The sequence below is a fragment of the Streptomyces sp. NPDC001744 genome, from assembly GCF_042892575.1.
Taxonomy (GTDB): Bacteria; Actinomycetota; Actinomycetes; order Streptomycetales; family Streptomycetaceae; genus Streptomyces.
This window is the reverse complement of the sequence record NZ_JBIAUG010000025.1, coordinates 68,385-88,082: the sequence shown is the minus strand read 5'-3', so window position 1 is coordinate 88,082 and position 19,698 is coordinate 68,385. Positions and strand designations below refer to the sequence as shown.

Below are 19,698 nucleotides of genomic sequence, written 5' to 3'. Positions count from 1 at the left end.
GCCGGGACGTCACGGCGGGGGCCTCCCCGGAGCGTCCGCAGGGCGTCTCAAGGGCGTCCGCTATTCGGACACCCTCCTTTCGTTCGCAGTCGCGCATGCTTTACTTGCAGACATGACCACGACGAGCAGCCGCATCCTTGCGACCGAGGCGATCACGACGCCCGGTGCTCGCCGCATGTGTCGAATGTGCGCCTTCTGAGGGCCCCCGCCCGAGTCCCGCGCCCCGAAGCGGGACCGACGGTCGCGCCGGTCCCCGCCGAACGGCGGTGGACCGCGCCCGCCCCGCGCACCCGCCGACGCCCGGCTCCCCGCCGGACCGGCACCCCGTGCGCCTGACTGTCCGATGACGAATGCCCCGTGCGTGACGGACCCCGCGTCGCGCACTCGACAGTGACGGAAACCCCTGTGATCACCACTTCGGGCCTGACCAAGGTCTACGAGTCGCGCGGCCGGCAGGTCACCGCTCTGGACGGCGTCGACCTCCACGTCCGCGAGGGCGAGGTGTTCGGCGTGATCGGCCAGAGCGGCGCCGGCAAGTCCTCCCTCATCCGCTGCGTCAACCTCCTGGAGCGCCCCACCTCGGGCACGGTGACCGTCGACGGCGTCGACCTCACCGCCCTCGCCGGCCGGGGCCGCCGCGCGGGCAGGGACCTGCGCCGGGCGCGCAGCGGCATCGGCATGGTCTTCCAGCACTTCAACCTGCTGTCCTCCCGCACGGTCAAGGACAACATCGAGCTCCCCCTGGAGATCCTCGGCGTCTCCGGTGCCGAGCGTTCCCGCCGCGCCCTGGAACTCCTCGACCTCGTCGGCCTCGCCGACAAGGCCAAGGCGTACCCCGGTCAGCTCTCCGGCGGCCAGAAGCAGCGCGTCGGCATCGCCCGCGCCCTCGCCGGCCGGCCCAGGGTCCTCCTCTCCGACGAGGCCACCAGCGCCCTCGACCCGGAGACCACCCGCTCCGTCCTCCAGCTCCTGCGCGACCTCAACCGGCAGCTCGGTCTCACCGTCCTGCTCATCACGCACGAGATGGACGTCGTCAAGACCGTCTGCGACTCCGCCGCGCTCATGCGGCACGGGCGCGTGGTCGAGTCCGGCACCGTCGGCGAACTGCTCGCCACCCCCGGCTCCCGCCTCGCGGCCGAACTCTTCCCGGTCGGCGGCGCCCCCACCGGTCCCGGCCGCACGGTCGTGGACGTCACCTTCCACGGGGAGGCCGCGACCCGGCCGGTCATCTCCCAGCTCTCCCGCACGTACAACATCGACATCTCGATCCTCGGGGCGGCGATGGACACCGTGGGAGGGAAGCAGATCGGCCGGATGCGGATCGAACTGCCCGGACCGTACGAGGAGAACGTCGTCCCGGTCGGCTTCCTGCGCGAGCAGGGCCTCCAGGTCGCGGTCGTGGAAGAGGACGAGGCGCCGGTCGAGACCGCGCCCGTACTGGTCGAGGAAGGTGCGAAGTGACCTGGTCCGAGATGCAGCCCCTGCTGGAGCAGGGCACCGTCGACACGCTCTACATGGTCCTGTGGGCCACCGTCGTCACCGTCGTCGGCGGTCTGCCGCTCGGCATCCTCCTCGTCCTCACCGACAAGGGCGGACTGCTGCAGAACAAGCCGGTGAACAAGACCGTCGGTGCGATCGTGAACATCGGGCGCTCGCTGCCCTTCATCATCCTGCTGATCGCCCTGATCCCCTTCACCACCTTCGTCGTCGGCACCTTCATCGGCCCGACCGCGATGATCGTGCCGCTCGCCATCGGCGCCATCCCCTTCTTCGCGCGCCTCGTCGAGACCGCGATCCGCGAGGTCGACCACGGACTCGTCGAAGCCGTCCAGGCCATGGGCGGCGGCATCCCCACCATCGTCCGCAAGGTCCTGCTCCCGCAGGCCCTGCCCTCCCTGGTCTCGGCCGTCACCACCACGGTGATCGTGCTCATCGGCTACTCCGCGATGGCGGGCGCGGTCGGCGGCGAGGGCCTCGGCTCCAAGGCCGTCACCTACGGGTACCAGCGCTTCGACACCACCTTCATGCTCGTCACGGTGGTCGTCCTCGTCCTGATCGTGACCGTCGTCCAGCTCATCGGCGACGGAGTCGTCCGGCTCCTCGCCCGCCGGGGCCGCACCGCGTAACGCTCCCCGGCCACCCCAGACTTCGTCCTTCGAAGAACAGTCCGGACTTGTTGTCCAGACGTCCACCGCTCCACCGGAAAGAGGCACTCTTCGTGCGCAAGAACATCAAGCTCACCGCCGGCCTGGCCGCCGTCTCCGCCCTCGCCCTCGGCCTGAGCGCCTGCGGCACCTCCTCCGACCCGTCCTCCTCCAAGGACCCGGCCGGCTCCGCCGACAAGCCCCTCGTCGTCGCCGCGTCCCCGACGCCGCACGCCGACATCCTCAACTACGTCAAGGACCACCTGGCCGAGAAGGCCGGCCTGAAGCTGGAGGTGAAGGAGTTCACGGACTACGTCCTGCCGAACACCGCCACCCAGTCCGGCCAGGTCGACGCCAACTTCTTCCAGCACAAGCCGTACCTCGACGACTTCAACCAGAAGAACAAGACCACCGTCGTCCCCGTGGCCAACGTCCACCTGGAGCCGCTGGGCCTCTACTCCAAGAAGCTCACGTCGCTGAAGGACGTCAAGCCCGGCCAGACGATCGCCGTCCCCAACGACACCACCAACGGCGGCCGCGCGCTCCAGCTCCTCGCCGCCAACGGCCTGATCGTCCTCAAGGACGGCGCCGGCACCGACGCCAAGCTCTCCGACATCACCGACAAGAAGGGCCTGGAGTTCAAGGAGCTGGAGGCCGCCACCGTGCCCCGCGCCCTGAACGACGTGGACGCCGCCGTCATCAACGGCAACTACGCCCTCGAGGCCAAGCTGGAGCCGGCGAAGGACTCCCTCGCCCTGGAGAAGGCGGAGGGCAACCCCTACGCCAACTTCCTCGCCGTCAAGAAGGGCAACGAGAAGGACGCCCGCGTCCAGAAGCTCGCCGCGCTCCTCCACTCGCCCGAGGTGAAGAAGTACATCGAGGACACCTACAAGGGCTCGGTCGTCCCGGCCTTCGGTCCCGTCCAGTAGGACCCGTCGAGCGGGGCCCGTCGAGCGGGGCCCGTCGAGCAGGACCCGGGAGGCCGAGGGACCGTCAGGACGACTTCCCCTCGCGGCCCTCGGGACGAAGGCCCCCGCACCCCGGCCGGTGCGCGGGGCCTTCGCCGCCCCCCGCCCCCACATCCCACCCGGCCATGCGCGGCGGCGGCGGCATGCTGCATGCTGTGCGTTCACGGTCGATTCGGACGGTCCACGGCATGGAGCTGCGCATGACTACCACCTTTCCGGACATCTCCATCAACACGGACCGGCTGGTGCTGCGCGCGCTCGAAGAGGCGGACGTCCCCGCGTTCGCCGACATGATGAACGACGAACTCGTCGGCGCCTGGACCGCCGTGCCCCAGCCCTGCACCGAGGCCGCCGCCCGCGCCTGGATCACCCGGCAGGCGCCCGCCGAACGCACCGCGGGCCGGGGCCTCGCCCTCGCCGTCACCGAGTTCCTCACCCAGCGCCTCGTCGGAGTGATCCGGCTGGACCACACCGACTGGCGGGTCCGCTCCACCGAACTCTCGTACATCGTCGCCCCCTGGGCCCGCGGCGAGGGCTACGCCTCCGAGGCCGCCCTCGCCACCGCCCGGTGGCTCTTCGGCGACCAGAAGTTCGAACGCCTGGAGCTGCGCACCGCCGCCGACAACACCGCCGCCCAGCAGGTCGCCCAGAAGATCGGCTGCATCAGCGAGGGCGTCCTGCGCAACGCCTGCATAGCCCGCACCCGTACCGAGGACGGGAGCTGGACCGACCTGCGCACCGACTTCATCGTCTGGGGCCTCCTCCCCGAGGACCTGGACGACGCCGCCGACCAGATGGCCGAGGCCGGGTACTCCTCGTACACCGACTGGAGCTGATTCCCGGGGCCGATCCCGGGGTACGCTCGGCACGCCCCCGACCTGCGACAACACCACAGGGAGACAGACGACGATGGCCGACCGCGTCACGGTGATCGGCTGGGACGGCTCACCCCTCTCCCCGGCGGCCCGGTCCGCGCTCTCCGCCGCCACGCTCGTGGCCGGAGCCGCCCACCACCTGGCCCGGCCCGAGGTGCCCCCCGCCGCCGAACGCGTCCGGCTCGGCAGCGTCGACCTCGCCGCCCGGCGCATCGCGGGCCACCGCGGCACCGCCGTCGTGCTCGCCGACGGCGACCCGGGCTTCTTCGGCGTCGTGCGCACCCTGCGCGCCCCCGAACACGGCCTGGAGGTCGAGGTCGTCCCCGCCGTCTCCTCCGTCGCCGCCGCCTTCGCGCGGGCCGGCATGCCCTGGGAGGACGCCCGGATCGTCGTCGCCCACCAGCGCACCCTGCGCCGTGCGGTCAACGTCTGCCGCGCCCACCCCAAGGTCGCCGTCCTCACCTCGCCGGGGGCCGGCCCCGCCGAACTCGCCCTCCTCCTCGACGGGGTCCACCGCACCTTCGTCATCTGCGAGGAGCTGGGCACCGACCGCGAACGGGTCTCCGTCCTCACCTCCGACAAGGCCGCCGACCACGCCTGGCGCGACCCCAACGTCGTCCTCGTCATCGGCGGGGGCGGCGGCACCCCCGCCGCCCCCTGGCTGGCGGGCCACGACCCGGCCGTCCGCCCCGTACGGGGCTGGGGCCTGCCCACCGAGGAGTACGACTCCGAGGGGCACGGCCCCGGAACCGGCACCGTCCGTCCGGGCGCGGGCGCGGACCCCGCCCTCCGCGCCGCCCAGCTGGCCCGGCTCGGCCCCCGGACCGGCGACCTCGTCTGGGACGTCGGCTGCGGGAGCGGCGCCTTCTCCGTCGAGGCCGCCCGTTTCGGCGCCGCCGTCATCGCCGTCGACGCCGACCCGGACGCCTGCGCCCGCACCGAGGCCACCGCCCGCCGCCACGGCGTACCGCTCCAGGCCGTCCCGGGCCGCGCCCCGCACGTCCTGGAGAGCCTGCCCGAGCCGGACGTCGTGCGGATCGGCGCGGGCGGCGTCCAGGTCGTCACGGCCTGCACCGACCGGCGCCCGGAACGCATCGTCGCCCACGCCTCCACCCGTGACGAGGCCGAGGCGATCGGCGCCGCCCTCATCGCGGGCGGCTACCTCACCGAGAGCCTCCTCCTCCAGACCGTGGGACTCGACCCGGACACCTGGTCGGAACGCGATCGTTCGGCCGTCTTCCTGCTCTCCGGACGCAGGATCGAACGCGCCCCCTGACCCGGCCGCCCCACCGGGCCAGGTAGGCTGGCCGATTGTTGTACCGCGTCCGGACAGTCGTCGCTTCGTGTGCCGATGTCCTGAATGGGTGGCCCCCGGGAGTCATCGGCGTGGTACGCGACGAGGGGGAACCGCGCGACGTGGCGCAGTCCACAGCGCATCGTGGCGAATCTTCCCGCCACGAGGGCCGAGGGTCGCGACAATGTGTCAGTGTCCGCGTGCTTCGTGCCGCGCGGCGCGCGTGCTCGTTCTTCTCGACGGGCACAGGTCTGAAGGAACACAAGCGATGGGCGAGGGGTACGCATGACGGACACCGGCCAGGTCCCGGGCGAGGGACTGCCGGAGAACGCAGGCATGGTCGAGCAGCCGGGCATCCCCGCACCGGGCGCGTACACCTTCCTGGACCCCTCCGAGCACACGCCCGAGGACGACGACCTGCTTCTGATGCCGGGCGCCCAGGGCGCCTGGAGCGAGCACCCGCCGGGCGTCGTGCCCGCGCCGCCGGTCGCCGTACCGCCCCCGCCGGCCCCGGCCGTCCCGCACCGGGGCGCGCCGCACGCGGCCGTCCCGCACCAGGGGGCCCCGGCCCCGGCGGGCGACCCGCTGACCGACCCGCTCCCGGAGCCCGTCGCCCTCGGCGACACGCCGACGGCCCCGCAGCGGGGGGCCCTGCCGCAGGACGTCCCGTCCGACCGGTTCACCGGCACCCCGGCGCACGGCACTCCCGCGCACGGCACCCCGGCGCACGGCGTGCCCGCTTCCGGTACCCCGGCGCACGGCGTGCCCGTCCAGGGCACCCCCGCCCACGGCACCCCCGCGCACGGCGTCCCCGGCGCTCCGCACGAGCAGGTCCCCACCGACCACGGGTACGAGCCCGGCATCCTCGACACCGGGGCGCACGAGGCCGCCGGCCGCGACACGGGCTCCGTCGATCTCGGCGCCGTCCGCACGCCGCCGCACGCCGCGCCGACCCCGCCGCCCGCCCGGCGCCCGCTGCACATGGGCCCGCCGGTGCCCGAGGGCACCGGGGGCGTCGTGCGCTCGCTGGCCGACCGGGGCCCGGCCACCGCGCCCGCCCCGGTCCCGCAGCCCGTTCCGGAGCCCCTCGTGGCCACCGGCCCCGCCCCCGTGCCGGTCCGGAACCCGGGCCCGCCCACCACGGGTCCCGAGTACTTCGACATCGCGCAGGAGCAGCAGGTCGCGCCGCAGGGCGCCGAGCCGTGGGCCGCGCAGCCGCAGGGGCCGGGCCCCGTAGAAACGGTCGTCCCGCAGTCGGGCGGGTTCGTCCAGGTCGAGGGCTCCGTCCCGACCGCCCCGCACCTGGCCCCGACGCCGGCCCCGGTGGCGGAGACCATGACCGGCGCCCCGGCCGAACCCGTCGCCGAGACGGCTCCCGCACCGGAGGAGCAGCCGGTGCCCACCGCCGTGGTGGAGCAGGAGGAGGCGCCCGCGCCCGCCGCGGCGCCCGAAGCCGTCGTGCCCGCTCCGCGCGAGGCCGAGCCCGCCGCCGAGGTGCCCGCGCCCACGGCACCGGATGCCGTCGAGCCGCCCGCGCCCGTCGAGGCCGCCGGGCCCGCGCCGGAAGAAACCGGACAGGCCGCCGAGGCCGCCGAGGACACCGAGGGCACGGCCGAGGAGGCGGTGGAACCGGAGGCGGAGACCGCCCCCGCGCAGGAGCCGGTCCAGGAGCCCGTTCCCGCCGTGGAACCGGCCCCCGCCGTGGAACCGGCCCCCGCCGCAGAGCCGGTCCCCGTCCAGGAGACGGTCGTCGCCCAGGAGCCGGCCCCGGCCGATGAGGCGGCCCTCGCCCCGGAGACGGCTCTCGCCGACGCACCGGCCCCCGCCGACCCGTCGGCCCCGGCCGAAGAGGCACCCTCCGCCGCCCCCGGCCAGGAGGACGCCGTCCCGGCCCCCGGCCCGCAGGCGGAGACCGCCCCCGCCCCCGGCTACGACGAGGCCGAGCGGGACGCGGTCCTGCGGGTGATGCGGGAGCGCCGCGACATCCGCAACGGCTTCCGCCCCGACCCGATCCCGCACGAGGTGCTGCTCCGCGTCCTGGAGGCCGCGCACACGGCCCCCAGCGTCGGTCACTCGCAGCCCTGGGACTTCGTCGTCATCCGCTCCGCCGAGACCCGGCAGACGATGCACGAGCTGGCCCACAAGCAGCGCGACGCGTACGCCGAGTCACTGCCGAAGGCCCGGGCGAAGCAGTTCAAGGAACTGAAGATCGAGGCCATCCTCGACACCCCGGTCAACATCGTCGTGACCGCCGACCCCACCCGGGGCGGCCGCCACACGCTCGGCCGCCACACCCAGCCGCAGATGGCCCCGTACTCCTCGGCGCTCGCGGTCGAGAACCTCTGGCTCGCGGCCCGTGCCGAAGGTCTCGGCGTCGGCTGGGTCAGCTTCTTCGACGAGCGCGAGATGGTCCGCACCCTCGGCCTTCCCGAGCACCTCGAAGTGGTCGCGTACCTCTGCGTGGGATACGTGGACGAGTTCCCCGAGGAGCCCGAACTGGTGCAGGCGGGCTGGTCCAAGCGCCGCCCGCTGGCCTGGGTCGTCCACGAGGAGACGTACGGCCGCCGCGCCCTGCCCGGCGAGGAGCCGCACGACCTCCTCCAGGAGACCGTCGCGAACATCCGCCCGCTGGACGCCAAGGCACTCGGCGAGGCGTGGGAGCGCCAGAAGCGGATGACCAAGCCGGCCGGCGCGCTCGGCATGCTGGAGATCATCTCCGCCCAGCTCTCCGGCCTGTCCCGGATGTGCCCGCCGCCGATCCCGGAGCCCGCGGCCGTCGCGGTCTTCGCCGGCGACCACGGCGTGCACGCCCAGGGCGTCACCCCCTGGCCGCAGGAGGTCACCGCCCAGATGGTGGCCAACTTCCTCGGCGGGGGAGCGGTCTGCAACGCCTTCGCCAACCAGGTGGGCGCCGAGGTCTGCGTCGTCGACGTCGGCGTCGCCGCCGAACTCCCGGCCACCCCCGGTCTCCTGCCGCGCAAGGTCCGTCCCGGCACCGGCGACTTCACCACGGGTCCCGCGATGAGCCGCGAGGAGGTCCTGGCGGCGATCGAGGTCGGTGTCGAGACCGCGCGCGACCTGGTCGCGGCGGGCAACAAGGCGCTGCTCACCGGTGAGATGGGCATCGCGAACACCACCGCGTCCGCCGCCCTGATCGCGGTCTACACCGGCGCGGACCCGGCCGAGGTCACGGGCCGGGGGACCGGCATCAACGACGAGACGCACGCCCGCAAGGTGGACGTGGTCCGCCGCGCCCTCGCCCTGCACGAGCCGGACCCGGAGGACCCGATCGGCGTCCTCGCGGCGGTCGGCGGCCTGGAGCACGCGGCCCTCGTCGGCCTGATCCTGGGAGCGGCCTCCCTGCGCACCCCGGTCGTCCTCGACGGCGTCTCCACCGGAGCGGCGGCGCTCGTGGCCCGGGCGATCGCGCCCGAGGCCCTCGCGGCCTGCATCGCGGGCCACCGCAGCGCCGAGCCGGGACACGTGGCGGCCCTCAACAAGCTGGGCCTGCGCCCCCTGGTGGACCTGGACCTCCGTCTCGGCGAGGGGACGGGCGCGCTGCTCGCCCTCCCGCTGGTGCAGAGCGCGGCCCGCGCGATGCACGAGGTGGCCACGTTCGACGCCGCGGGAATCACCGAGAAGTAGTACCCCCTCGCGCGCCGCCCCGCCCGGCGGGGCGGCGCGCGAGGCCGCCCCCGGCACGCGGAGCGCGGCCCGCGACGGCGCGCGGCACCGGTCGCGCGGTGTCCGGACACGAGTCCGACCGGCCCCGCGCCGCCCCTGCCACGGGGAGATTCGTCACGGAGTGGCATCCCCGGGCCACCGATATCGTGTGACGGACGAACCGCGTCCCACCAGCCGCTCCACCGCCGCAGCGGCCCGCACCCGCCACGTCCCGAGGAGCCGCTCACCCATGGCCAAGAACGCCGAGCCCGTCGAGCCCGCAGAGAAGGCGGCGCACCCCGCCTACCCCGTCGGCCTGCGCCTCGCCGGCCGCCGCGTCGTCGTCCTCGGCGGCGGCCAGGTCGCCCAGCGCCGCCTCCCCGCGCTGATCGCGGCGGGCGCGGACATCACGCTGATCTCGCCCTCCGCGACCCCGTCCGTGGACGCGATGGCCGAGACGGGCGAGATCACCTGGATCAGGCGCCGGTACGAGGAGGGCGACCTCGCCGGGGCCTGGTACGCCCTGGTCGCCACCACCGACCCGGCCGCGAACGCCACCGCCTCCGCCGAGGCCGAGCGCTCCCGGATCTGGTGCGTGCGCTCGGACGACGCGGAGGCCGCCACCGCCTGGACCCCGGCCACCGGCCGGGGCGAGGGCGTCACGGTGGCGGTGCTCACCGGCCACGACCCGCGCCGCTCGGCCGCCGTGCGGGACGCGATCGTGGAGGGCCTGCGGGACGGCTCGCTCGCGGCCCCGCAGCACCGGGCCCGCGCCCCGTTCGTGGCCCTGGTCGGCGGCGGTCCCGGCGACCCGGACCTCATCACGGTGCGCGGCCGCCGGCTGCTCGCGGAGGCGGACGTGGTGATCGCGGACCGGCTCGGCCCCCGCGACCTGCTCGACGAACTGCCCCCGCACGTCGAGGTGATCGACGCGGCGAAGATCCCGTACGGCCGGTTCATGGCCCAGGAGGCCATCAACGACGCGCTGATCGAGCACGCGAAGGCGGGGAAGTCCGTCGTCCGCCTGAAGGGCGGCGATCCCTTCGTCTTCGGCCGGGGCATGGAGGAGGCGCAGGCGCTCGCCGCCGAGGGCATCGCCTGCACGGTCGTCCCGGGCATCTCCAGCTCGATCTCGGTCCCGGGCGCGGCCGGCATCCCGGTCACGCACCGGGGAGTGGCCCACGAGTTCACCGTGGTCAGCGGCCACGTCGCCCCCGACGACCCGCGCTCCCTGGTGGACTGGGCCTCGCTCGCCAAGCTCACCGGCACCCTGGTGATCCTCATGGGCGTCGACAAGATCGGAAGGATCGCGGAGACGCTCATCGCCCACGGCAAGGCCCCGGAGACCCCGCTGGCCCTGGTCCAGGAGGGCACGACGGCCGCCCAGCGCCGGGTGGACGCGACGCTCGCGACGGTCGCGGAGACCGTCCGCGCGGAAGAGGTCCGTCCGCCGGCGGTCATCGTCGTCGGCGACGTCGTCAGGGAGAACCCGGACCGCCCGATCGGCTAGGAACGCCCCCCGGGGGAGCGACCCCGGACAGACCCCCACCGACACCCCACCCGGACAAGGCAGTATCACCCCGTGGCCGAACCCCTCACGATCGACACCCCCGACGACCCGCGCCTGCGCGACTACACGGACCTGACCGACGTTGAGCTGCGCCGCAGACGCGAACCGGCCGAGGGCCTGTTCATCGCGGAGGGCGAGAAGGTCATCCGCCGGGCCCTGGCGGCCGGGTACGAGATGCGGTCCATGCTGCTCTCGGCCAAGTGGGTCGACACCATGCGGGACGTCATCGACGACACCGGCGCGCCGGTGTACGTGATCGATCCGGACCTGGCGGAACGCGTCACCGGCTACCACGTGCACCGGGGCGCCCTGGCGTCCATGCGGCGCAAGCCCCTCCCGGACGCCGCCGGACTGCTCGCCGGCGCCCGCCGGGTCGTGGTCATGGAGTCGGTCAACGACCACACCAACATCGGCGCCATCTTCCGCAGTGCCGCCGCCCTCGGCATGGACGCCGTCCTGCTCTCCCCGGACTGCGCGGACCCGCTCTACCGGCGCTCGGTGAAGGTCTCCATGGGCGCGGTCTTCTCCGTCCCGTACGCCCGCCTGGAGAACTGGCCGCGGAGCCTGGAGACCGTACGGGAGGCGGGCTTCGACCTGCTGGCGCTCACCCCGGCGGAGGAGGCGGTCCCCCTCGACGAGGTGGCCCCGCACCGGCTGGACCGGGTCGCGCTGATGCTGGGCGCGGAGGGCGAGGGCCTCTCGGCGCGGGCCCTGCGGGCCGCCGGCACGTGGGTCCGCATCCCGATGGCCCACGGCGTGGACTCGCTCAACGTGGGCGCGGCGGCGGCCGTCGCCTTCTACGCGGTGACGGCGGGCCGGCCGGTGTCCTGAGGGAACCCCGCCCGCACGAGGGCGGGTCAGCCCTGAAGGGCCTGCGCGGCGGCGATGCCCAGGGCGACGACGAGGGTCACGACCACGAAGACGAAGAGCCGCTGGCGCAGCAGCCGGGGGTTGGCGGGGCGGCGGCCCGTCGAGGTGGAGCGGGCCCCGGGCCGGGTGCCCGGACGGGACTGCGGCCCCCGCGAACCCCCGGTCCCCGGCCCGGCGGAGGGACGCGACGACGGTCCGGGCCCGCGTCCCCGACCCCGTTCCCCCCCGGGCGCGCGCCCGCGCGTGTCCCGTTCGGTGTACCGCTCGGTCGGCCGGGCGGCGCTCCGCTCCTCGGCCCGCTCCCGCTGCACGGGCGGCCGGGCGGCCGGCAGCCCCTGCGCCTCGCGCGCCGCGATCTCCTTGAGCCGCATCGACAGCTGGAGCGTGCTGGGGCGGTCCTCGGGGTCCTTCGCGAGACAGGCCCTGATCAGCGGCGCCAGCGCGTCCGGCACGCCGTGCAGCTGCGGCTCCTCGTGCACGACCCGGTAGAGCATGACCTCGGAACTCCCGTGCCCGAAGGGCGAGTCGGCCATCGCCGCGTACGCCAGGGTGGCACCGAGCGAGAACACGTCGGTGGCGGGGGTGACGGCCGCGCCGCGCACCTGCTCGGGGGCGAGGAAGCCGGGCGACCCGACGGCCGTGCCCACATGGGTCAGGGTGCTGGCCCCCGTGGCCCACGCGATGCCGAAGTCGATGATGCGGGGGCCCTTGGGGGAGAGCAGGATGTTGGACGGCTTCAGGTCCCGGTGCACCACCCCGGCCTCGTGGACGGCGACCAGGCCCTCCGAGAGCGCCGCCCCGATCGTGGCCACGTCGGCGGCGCGCAGCGCGCCCTCCTCCGCGACCCGGTCGTGCAGGGAGGGGCCGGGCACGTACTGGGTGGCGAACCAGGGGCGGTCGGCCTCCAGGTCGGCGGCGACCAGCCGGGCCGTACAGCCGCCGCGGATGCGCCGGGCCGCCGACACCTCGCGGGCGAACCGCGACCGGAACTCCTGGTCCTCGGCGAGGTCGGGACGGATCACCTTCAGCGCCACCCGCTGACCACGCCGGTCGGACCCCAGGTACACGACACCCATCCCGCCGGCCCCCAGCCTGCGGTGGAGCCGGAACGACCCGACGATCCGCGGGTCCTCGCGCCGGAGCCGCATCATCGCCATGTCCGTCCCCTCGTCCGTTCGACGTGGCACAGCTTACGTAGTGGCGCCCGCACGCGCTCATAGGCCGCGCCCTCGCACCGGGACCGATTGTCGGCACGGGGCGGGCTCCCGGGACCCGGCCCCCTCCCCGTCGCGGCCAACCGCCGTCCCCGAAAACCCACTTGACGGAGCGTTCCGTACGCCACCCGCCGTCCGGGAGGGTGGCCTCCCGGCCCCGCCGGCCCGGACACACCTCCGACGATCAAGGAAGTGAGCGATGTCACGCCCTTCTCCACCCGTCCGGCCCCTTCCCGCGTCCCCTCCGGGAAGACCCCGGGAGGCGCGTCCGCGTCTCCACCCAGGGGAGTACGCCGCGCGGGCGGGCGTCATCCTCCGGGAGGCCCGCAAGCCGGTACGCGGGCATGACGCCCCGGCGCCCCCCGCTCCCTAATGTTGTCGTCACGCGGCAGGTGCGGCACTCGTCCCCCGAGGTCACGCACCTGCCGCGCCACACGACGGGAGAGGAACCATGGCGCACACGACACCCCGGCCCCCGGGCCACCGCCACCCCCTGGTGGCCACCGCCATGGTCCTTCCCCTCGCGGCCCTGCTCGTGGTCGTCTTCGGCGGCTGGGAAGCGGTGGTCACACAGGCGTCGTCCGTGGGCGTGATGCTGGGGCGCTGAGCGGCGCCCCCGGTCCGGGAGAGCGGCCCGGGCCGGAGCATCCGGCCAACAGCCCCGTGGGGACGGGGGTGCGGCGGGCGACAGCGCGGGGCCGGTCGGCCGGGGAGCCGACCGGCCCCCGCGCGTTCCCGCTCCGCTTACGGGCCCCCGCGCCGCCGCGGGGCGGACCACCCGGCCGGTGCCGGACGCCGCCCGCCCCGTACGCTCCCGGCGTGACCCCCTCCGTCCCGCCCCTGCCCGACCGGCTCGCCGCCCTGGCCCGCGCCGCCGCCCATCCGCCGGGCGCCCCCTGCCGCTGCGCGGACGGCCTCGCCGGGGTCCTCGCGGACCGGGACGACGGGACGGTCGTACGCCACGGGGCGCTCGTCGCCAAGGCCCACGCCCCGGGCACCGACCCCGAGGCGCACCGCGCCCGTCTCGCGCTGGCCGCCCACCCGGCCGTCGCCGACGTGTTCCTGCCGCCCCTCCCACCGCCGCCGGACGCCCCGGACGCACTCGACGGACGTCCCGTCACCCTCTGGCCGTACGGTCCGCCCGTCGATCCGGACGACCCCGACGCCGCCCCTTGGGAGGAGGCGGCCCGGCTGCTCGCCCGGCTCCACCGCACCCCGTGCCCGCCGGAGGCCGGCGGGCTCCCGGCGGCGCGGGCACCGCTCAAGGCGGCGCTCGCGGTGGAACGGATGTGCCGGACGGCGCCGGACCACCCGGCCGCGACCGCGGTCCTCGGCGCCTGGCGGACGGTCCCCGAACGCCCCGCGGAGGCGCCCCGGCTGCTCTGCCACGGCGACTTCCACCTCGGCCAGCTCGTCCGCTCCGGGAGCCCCCGCCCCCCGGCCGGTCCGCCGCCCTGGCGGCTCATCGACGTCGACGACCTCGGGCTCGGCGACCCCGCCTGGGACCTGGCCCGCCCGGCCGCCTGGTTCGCCGTCGGCATCCTGCCCCCGGAGATCTGGGCCCGTTTCCTGGACGCGTACCGGGAGGCGGGCGGACCGGCCGTGGGCGCCGACCCCTGGGACCGGCTCGACACACCCGCGCGGGCCCTGACGGCACAGACGGCCGCCCTGGCCCTCGTGAAGTCCACGGCCGGGCGCCGACCGCTCGACGAGGTCGAACAGATGATGGTCGACGCCTGCGTCCGCATCGCCGGGCATCGAACCGGGTAGGCGTCCTCGGCGTCCCCGTAAGGTGAAGCCATCATTCGAACGGCAATGTCAGGGAGTTGAGCCGAGCATGCAGTGTCCCAAGTGCCATGCCGCCATGCACACGTACAACCGCAACGGCGTCCAGATCGAACAGTGCAGCGGCTGCCGGGGCATCTTCCTGGACTACGGCGAGCTGGAGGCGCTGACCCGCCTGGAGTCCCAGTGGGTCCAGCAGGCCCCGCCGGCCCCGCCCGTCCCCGGGGGCTACCCGGCGCAGCCCGCCCCCGCCGCCCCGGCCTGGGGAGCCCCGCACCACGGCGGCGGCCACCACGGCGGCGGTCACTACCGCCAGCGCGGCTTCGGCCGGATGCTCTTCTCCTCCTGAGGAGCCCCGGTGTCCTGAGCGGACCCGGCGACACGGACCGGCCCCGGCGGGGCGCCGGCCCGTGTCGCCGGGTCCGGCGGCGGACACCAAGGAGCCCACGTCCGCTGTCGGCGGCCGGGGGCTCCTTGCTGCGTGCGCGATACTGGGATTGAACCAGTGACCTCTTCCGTGTCAGGGAAGCGCTCTCCCGCTGAGCTAATCGCGCGGGCCGGGCACGAGGTGTCCGGAGGTACGGCGTACTGCGTGCGCGATACTGGGATTGAACCAGTGACCTCTTCCGTGTCAGGGAAGCGCTCTCCCGCTGAGCTAATCGCGCGGGGGACCCGAAGGTCCGGTGGACGATACTGGGATTGAACCAGTGACCTCTTCCGTGTCAGGGAAGCGCTCTCCCGCTGAGCTAATCGTCCTTGGAGGTGGAGACGGGATTTGAACCCGTGTAGACGGCTTTGCAGGCCGTTGCCTCGCCTCTCGGCCACTCCACCAGGAGTGAATACGGGGGTTCGGGAAGATCCCCCACATCGAGCGGACGACGAGATTCGAACTCGCGACCCTCACCTTGGCAAGGTGATGCTCTACCAACTGAGCCACGTCCGCTTGTCGTTTCCGGCCCGCTTGCGCGTCCCGGCGACGTGTTGAACTCTAGCGGATTCCCGGGCCAGTACAAAAACGCGTTTCCGCAGCGTGCTGACCTGCGGACCGACCGGGGCGCCGGCCGGGGCGGGCCGGGCGCCGCCCCGGAGGGTTCGCGCGGCGTTCACCGCCGCGCCGCCCGGGTCGCGCGGGGTCCCCGCCGCACGCGATCCGGTGCCGCCCTCCCGTCCGGCCTGGGGCACGTGCCGGACACCGCCGGGCAGACGGGACTTTCGGCGCACGCCCTAGACTCGACGTGTGCACGACCTCGCCCCCCTGGCCCGTTTCGGCGGCCTCGTCGCGACCGACCTCCGGGACGTGACCCACGACCCCGCGGCCCTGGACTCCACCGGCTTCTGGGCCGTCTGCGCGGACTTCGAGGGGCGCCTGACCTGCGCCCGCTTCGGGGACGTACGGCCGGACCCGGTGCCCCCGCCCGTGCCGGGTGCCTGGCGCGGCCCCGCCGCGGACGCCTGGACGTCCTCCCTCGACCGCGCCGCCTACACGGCGGGCGTGCGGCGCGTGCGGGAGCACATCGCGCGCGGCGAGGTCTACCAGGCGAACCTCTGCCGGGTGCTGACCGCGCCGCTCCCGGACCCGGCCGCCGCCGACGTGGACGCCCTCACCGCGCTCCTCGCCGCGGGCAACCCGGCCCCGTACGCCGGAACGATCCGCCTGCCCGCCCACGGCGTGGAGATCGCCACCGCCTCCCCGGAGCTCTACCTGCGCAGGGAAGGGGCCCGGATCTCCTCCGGCCCGATCAAGGGGACCGGCCGCACCGCCGCCGACCTCCTGCCCAAGGACCACGCGGAGAACGTGATGATCGTCGACCTGGTCCGCAACGACCTGGGACGCGTCAGCGAGACCGGCTCCGTCACCGTCCCCGCCCTCTGCGCGGTCGAGGAGCACCCCGGCCTCGTCCACCTCGTCTCCACGGTCGACGGCCTGCTGCGCGAGGACGCCGGCTGGCCCGAACTGCTCGCCGCCACCTTCCCGCCCGGATCGGTCACCGGCGCCCCCAAGTCCAGCGCGCTGCGGATCATCGGGGCGCTGGAGACCGCGCCCCGGGGTCCGTACTGCGGAGGCGTCGGCTGGGTGGACGCCGACGCGGGCACCGGCGAGCTGGCCGTCGGCATACGCACCTTCTGGATCGACCGCCCCGAAGGCGTGCTGCGCTTCGGCACCGGTGCCGGGATCACCTGGGGCTCCGACCCGGAGCGCGAGTGGGAGGAGACCGAGCTGAAGGCGTCCCGGCTGGTCGCGATAGCGTCGGGCGCCTACGAGTCAGGCGCCCGCGGGGCGACCGGAAAGGCCATTCCTCGATGAAACTCTGGGTCAACGGCGGTCTGCACGACGCGGAAACCGCCCGGGTCTCCGTACTGGACCACGGACTGACCGTCGGCGACGGCGTCTTCGAGACGGTCAAGGCGGAACGCGGCGAAACCTTTGCCCTCACCCTCCACCTGGAACGCCTCGCCCGCTCGGCGCGCGGCCTCGGCCTCCCCGACCCGGACCTCGACGAGGTCCGCCGCGCCTGCGCCGCCGTCCTGGAGGCCAACCCGATGGAGCTCGGCCGCCTCCGCATCACGTACACCGGCGGTCTCTCCCCGCTCGGTTCGGAGCGCGGCGACGCCGGAGCCAGCCTCGTCGTCGCCCTCGGCGAGACCATCCGCCGCCCCGACTCCACCGCCGTGATCACCGTGCCCTGGACCCGCAACGAGCGCGGCGCCCTCACCGGCCTCAAGACCACCTCGTACGCCGAGAACGTCGTCGCCCTCGCGCGGGCGCGCGAGCGGGGGGCCTCCGAGGCCCTCTTCGCCAACACGGCGGGGCGGCTCTGCGAGGGCACCGGTTCCAACGTCTTCGTCGTGGTCGACGGCCGCCTCCTCACCCCGCCCGTCTCCTCCGGCTGCCTCGCGGGCATCACCCGCGCCCTCGCCGTGCGGTGGACCGGTGCGGAGGAGGCCGATCTGCCGCTGGAGGTCCTGGAGAGCGCCGACGAGGTCTTCCTGACCTCGACGCTCCGCGACGTGCAGGCCGTGCACCGGGTCGACGGGCGCGAGCTGTCGCCCGCTCCCGGGCCGGTGACCGCCAAGGCGATGCGGGTCTTCGAGGAGTACGCGGCCCGGGACCGGGACCCGGTCCTCGGCTGAGCCGGGGCAGGGAGCCGCGGCCCGCGCGAAAACACGATGACGGACGGGCCGCGGGGCGGGTAGAACACCTCTGATGACCACCACCCTGCGGCCGGCCGGGCCGCTTCAGGAGTCGCCCGACGGCGGCCGTTCCCGTACCTACGACGTGTGCGTGAACAGCCGCCGCGTCGGCTCCGTCCGCCTCGCCACCGACCCCGCCTTCGGCGCCGCCTCGGGGGTGATCGAGGACATCCGGATCGACGAACCGGACCGGGGCCGGGGCCGGGGCACGGTCGCCGCGCTCGCCTCCGAGGAGGTGCTGCGGGGCTGGGGCTGCGTCCAGGTGCGGGTGTCGGTGCCCGCCGGCGCCGGGACGGCGCTGCGCGCGGTCCGCTCGCTCGGCTATGCCGAACGCAGCCGGAACATGGTCAAGGAGCTGTCCGGCGCCCCTCCCGTGCTGCCGGAGGGCACCGAGATCCGGCTGATGGACGCGGCCGGGTTCGCCGTGTGGGAGGCGCGGGCCCGGGACGCCTTCGCGCGGAGCTGGATCGAGCGGGGCGTCCCCGAGGAACAGGCCCGCGCCAAGGCCGAGAGCAGCCACCGCGCGCTCCTCCCCGACGGTCTCGCCACCCCCGGCACGGCGATCCACGTCCTCGTCCGCGACGGGCGGCCCGTCGGCTCCCTGTGGACCGGCCGGACCGAACTCGAACCGGGGCGGCGGGCGGCCTACGTGTACGACATAGAGGTCCGGGAGGAGGAGCGCGGGCGCGGCCACGGCAGGGCGCTCATGCTGCTCGCCGAGCGGGTCGCGCGGGAGGCCGGGGAGACCCTGCTCGGACTGCACGTCTTCGCGGACAACACCCCGGCGGTCCGGCTCTACGAGTCGCTCGGGTACCGCACGACCCACGTCAACAGCGCCAAGTCGCTGGTGTGACCCGGCCGCCGGGGCGCCCCGCCGCCCGGTCCGCCCCTCGCGGACCCGGGCGGACGGGCGCGCGCCCGGTTCCTCAGGCGCCCAGGAGGCGGTCGGCGATCGTCCCGATCCGCTCCCGCAGGCCCTCCTGGCTCTGGCCGCCGTCCAGGCGTTCGCCGCCGATGACGTAGGTCGGCGTGCCGGTCACCTTGATCGCCCTGCCCTCCGCCTCGTCCGCGTCGACGGTCAGCAGGTGCCGGCCGTCGATCAGCGCGGTGTCGATCTCCTCGGCGTCCAGGCCGAGCCCGGCCGCCACCTCCAGGAGGACCGGTTCGCCCCGCTCGCCCAGCTCGGCGGTCCTGGCGAGCAGCGCCTCCGTGTACGGCCAGCCCTTCCCCTGCGCGAACGCCTCCTCGGCGGCCTGGGCGGCGGCGTACGCGTGCTTGTGCTTCGCCAGCGGGAAGTGGCGCAGCTGCACGTCGAGTCGGTCGCCGTACTCCTCGCGGAGCGCGCGGACGTCGTCGAGGGCCCGGAAGCAGTCGGGGCACTGGAGGTCGAACCACGCCTCCAGGACGACGGGGGAGGCGGGTGCGGTGGTGGAGTCACTCATGGCAGCAGTCTCCCTCACCGGGACCGGGGGAGGAGATCCCGGCCGGGACGACCCGGAGATCTCCCTGAGACCGGCCGCGGGGCATGGCCCCGGGCGGTGGTGGCGTGCAGGATGGAAGGGACGTATCACCCGGACCTGGAGGACCAGCATGCTCGCCGAGACCATCTGTTCCGCGGTGTCCGCGGCGGGCCTGGGCATCGCCGCGATCACGGCGTACCGGAAGCGCTTCCTCGCCGCCGCCCGGATCGCCGCCTACGCGCTGGTGCCGCTCGGCCTGGTGATGACGGGAGCCGTCGCCTGGGTCGCGGACGCGTTGTCGTTCAGCCCGGTGGTCTGGGCGGGCTTCGGCGTGCTCGGCGCCGCCTGGCTCCTCCTCCTGTCCACCCGGGCCGTCGAGCGGCGCCGGGCCGGCCGGCCGGGGGTCGCCGGGGGAGCGGAGCCGAGAGCCGTGGCCCCGGGCGCCCCGGTCCCCTCGCGGACCGTCACCGCGAAGCCGCGCTCCGCCCCGTCGGCGGACGACGACTTCGGCGACATCGAGGCGATTCTGAAGAAGCACGGAATCTGATCGCTTCTGATGATTCCGATGTCCGTCCCGGTTCGGTGAACCACGGGAAGGAGTGAACGACCCCCGCTCCGGGGTGGTTTCCGGAATTTCGGGTGTGCGGTGTGCGCGATCATCCC

17 protein-coding genes and 5 tRNA genes are annotated in these 19,698 nt (G+C 74.7%); 15 read left to right on the top strand and 7 right to left on the bottom strand.

Annotation, left to right across the window (positions count from 1 at the left end; all coding sequences use genetic code 11):
- Nucleotides 1-405 precede the first annotated feature (405 nt).
- From ACFYZY_RS25960 to ACFYZY_RS25925, 8 genes are all read left to right on the top strand, one after another.
- A complete protein-coding gene (locus ACFYZY_RS25960) occupies nucleotides 406-1,461 on the top strand; it encodes a methionine ABC transporter ATP-binding protein (protein ID WP_388698516.1) in 1,056 nt (351 codons plus the stop codon).
- Nucleotides 1,458-2,126 (top strand): methionine ABC transporter permease, encoded by a 669-nt coding sequence (locus tag ACFYZY_RS25955; protein WP_388698514.1) that lies wholly within the window; start codon nucleotides 1,458-1,460, stop codon nucleotides 2,124-2,126. The genes ACFYZY_RS25960 and ACFYZY_RS25955 overlap by 4 nt, the downstream gene beginning before the upstream one ends.
- A gap of 92 nt (nucleotides 2,127-2,218) precedes the next feature.
- The gene (locus tag ACFYZY_RS25950; protein WP_388698511.1) at nucleotides 2,219-3,073 is read left to right on the top strand and encodes a MetQ/NlpA family ABC transporter substrate-binding protein; all 855 of its coding nucleotides are present in this window, start codon (nucleotides 2,219-2,221) and stop codon (nucleotides 3,071-3,073) included.
- Nucleotides 3,074-3,312: 239 nt separating this feature from the next.
- Nucleotides 3,313-3,948 carry a GNAT family N-acetyltransferase gene (locus ACFYZY_RS25945; protein WP_388698509.1) on the top strand — a complete coding sequence of 212 codons (636 nt, stop codon included), beginning with the start codon at nucleotides 3,313-3,315 and terminating at the stop codon, nucleotides 3,946-3,948.
- Between the two features lie 73 nt (nucleotides 3,949-4,021).
- A complete protein-coding gene (gene cbiE / locus ACFYZY_RS25940) occupies nucleotides 4,022-5,263 on the top strand; it encodes a precorrin-6y C5,15-methyltransferase (decarboxylating) subunit CbiE (protein WP_388698507.1) in 1,242 nt (413 codons plus the stop codon).
- A 303-nt stretch (nucleotides 5,264-5,566) separates the two neighbouring features.
- Nucleotides 5,567-8,926, top strand: coding sequence for a nicotinate-nucleotide--dimethylbenzimidazole phosphoribosyltransferase (gene cobT, locus ACFYZY_RS25935; RefSeq protein ID WP_388698505.1), 3,360 nt, complete (start codon nucleotides 5,567-5,569; stop codon nucleotides 8,924-8,926).
- Nucleotides 8,927-9,194: 268 nt separating this feature from the next.
- The gene (gene cobA, locus ACFYZY_RS25930; protein ID WP_388698502.1) at nucleotides 9,195-10,454 is read left to right on the top strand and encodes a uroporphyrinogen-III C-methyltransferase; all 1,260 of its coding nucleotides are present in this window, start codon (nucleotides 9,195-9,197) and stop codon (nucleotides 10,452-10,454) included.
- A 72-nt stretch (nucleotides 10,455-10,526) separates the two neighbouring features.
- Complete coding sequence (locus tag ACFYZY_RS25925) at nucleotides 10,527-11,345, top strand: TrmH family RNA methyltransferase (RefSeq protein WP_388698500.1); 819 nt, start codon at nucleotides 10,527-10,529, stop codon at nucleotides 11,343-11,345.
- A 26-nt stretch (nucleotides 11,346-11,371) separates the two neighbouring features.
- Here ACFYZY_RS25925 and ACFYZY_RS25920 read toward each other — a convergent pair whose 3' ends face one another.
- The gene (locus ACFYZY_RS25920; protein ID WP_388698497.1) at nucleotides 11,372-12,541 is read right to left on the bottom strand and encodes a serine/threonine-protein kinase; all 1,170 of its coding nucleotides are present in this window, start codon (nucleotides 12,539-12,541) and stop codon (nucleotides 11,372-11,374) included.
- Nucleotides 12,542-13,049: 508 nt separating this feature from the next.
- On the opposite strand from ACFYZY_RS25920, the gene ACFYZY_RS25915 reads away from it, so the two are divergent.
- The 3 genes from ACFYZY_RS25915 to ACFYZY_RS25905 all read left to right on the top strand — a co-directional run bounded on the left by ACFYZY_RS25915 (nucleotide 13,050) and on the right by ACFYZY_RS25905 (nucleotide 14,732).
- Nucleotides 13,050-13,205 (top strand): hypothetical protein, encoded by a 156-nt coding sequence (locus ACFYZY_RS25915; RefSeq protein WP_388698494.1) that lies wholly within the window; start codon nucleotides 13,050-13,052, stop codon nucleotides 13,203-13,205.
- Nucleotides 13,206-13,417: 212 nt separating this feature from the next.
- Nucleotides 13,418-14,368, top strand: a complete 951-nt coding sequence (locus tag ACFYZY_RS25910; protein WP_388698492.1) for a phosphotransferase family protein — start codon at nucleotides 13,418-13,420, stop codon at nucleotides 14,366-14,368.
- 67 nt (nucleotides 14,369-14,435) lie between these two features.
- Nucleotides 14,436-14,732 (top strand): zf-TFIIB domain-containing protein, encoded by a 297-nt coding sequence (locus tag ACFYZY_RS25905; RefSeq protein WP_388698490.1) that lies wholly within the window; start codon nucleotides 14,436-14,438, stop codon nucleotides 14,730-14,732.
- Nucleotides 14,733-14,865: 133 nt separating this feature from the next.
- Here the strand turns inward: ACFYZY_RS25905 and ACFYZY_RS25900 are convergent.
- From ACFYZY_RS25900 to ACFYZY_RS25880, 5 genes are all read right to left on the bottom strand, one after another.
- A tRNA-Val gene (locus ACFYZY_RS25900) sits at nucleotides 14,866-14,937 on the bottom strand.
- Between the two features lie 39 nt (nucleotides 14,938-14,976).
- Nucleotides 14,977-15,048 (bottom strand) — tRNA-Val (locus ACFYZY_RS25895).
- A 19-nt stretch (nucleotides 15,049-15,067) separates the two neighbouring features.
- Nucleotides 15,068-15,139 (bottom strand) — tRNA-Val (locus ACFYZY_RS25890).
- A gap of 1 nt (nucleotide 15,140) precedes the next feature.
- Nucleotides 15,141-15,214, bottom strand: a tRNA-Cys gene (locus tag ACFYZY_RS25885).
- A 39-nt stretch (nucleotides 15,215-15,253) separates the two neighbouring features.
- Nucleotides 15,254-15,326 (bottom strand) — tRNA-Gly (locus ACFYZY_RS25880).
- A gap of 294 nt (nucleotides 15,327-15,620) precedes the next feature.
- On the opposite strand from ACFYZY_RS25880, the gene ACFYZY_RS25875 reads away from it, so the two are divergent.
- The 3 genes from ACFYZY_RS25875 to ACFYZY_RS25865 all read left to right on the top strand — a co-directional run bounded on the left by ACFYZY_RS25875 (nucleotide 15,621) and on the right by ACFYZY_RS25865 (nucleotide 18,428).
- Nucleotides 15,621-16,688, top strand: coding sequence for a chorismate-binding protein (locus ACFYZY_RS25875; protein ID WP_388698487.1), 1,068 nt, complete (start codon nucleotides 15,621-15,623; stop codon nucleotides 16,686-16,688).
- Nucleotides 16,685-17,515 (top strand): aminotransferase class IV, encoded by an 831-nt coding sequence (locus tag ACFYZY_RS25870; protein WP_388698484.1) that lies wholly within the window; start codon nucleotides 16,685-16,687, stop codon nucleotides 17,513-17,515. The genes ACFYZY_RS25875 and ACFYZY_RS25870 overlap by 4 nt, the downstream gene beginning before the upstream one ends.
- 73 nt (nucleotides 17,516-17,588) lie before the next feature.
- A complete protein-coding gene (locus ACFYZY_RS25865; RefSeq protein ID WP_388698481.1) occupies nucleotides 17,589-18,428 on the top strand; it encodes a GNAT family N-acetyltransferase in 840 nt (279 codons plus the stop codon).
- A gap of 73 nt (nucleotides 18,429-18,501) precedes the next feature.
- Here the strand turns inward: ACFYZY_RS25865 and ACFYZY_RS25860 are convergent, their stop codons facing one another.
- The gene (locus ACFYZY_RS25860; RefSeq protein ID WP_388698479.1) at nucleotides 18,502-19,017 is read right to left on the bottom strand and encodes a DsbA family protein; all 516 of its coding nucleotides are present in this window, start codon (nucleotides 19,015-19,017) and stop codon (nucleotides 18,502-18,504) included.
- A gap of 148 nt (nucleotides 19,018-19,165) precedes the next feature.
- Between ACFYZY_RS25860 and ACFYZY_RS25855 the strand changes: the two genes are divergently transcribed.
- The gene (locus ACFYZY_RS25855; RefSeq protein ID WP_388698477.1) at nucleotides 19,166-19,582 is read left to right on the top strand and encodes a hypothetical protein; all 417 of its coding nucleotides are present in this window, start codon (nucleotides 19,166-19,168) and stop codon (nucleotides 19,580-19,582) included.
- The last annotated feature ends 116 nt before the right edge of the window (nucleotides 19,583-19,698 follow it).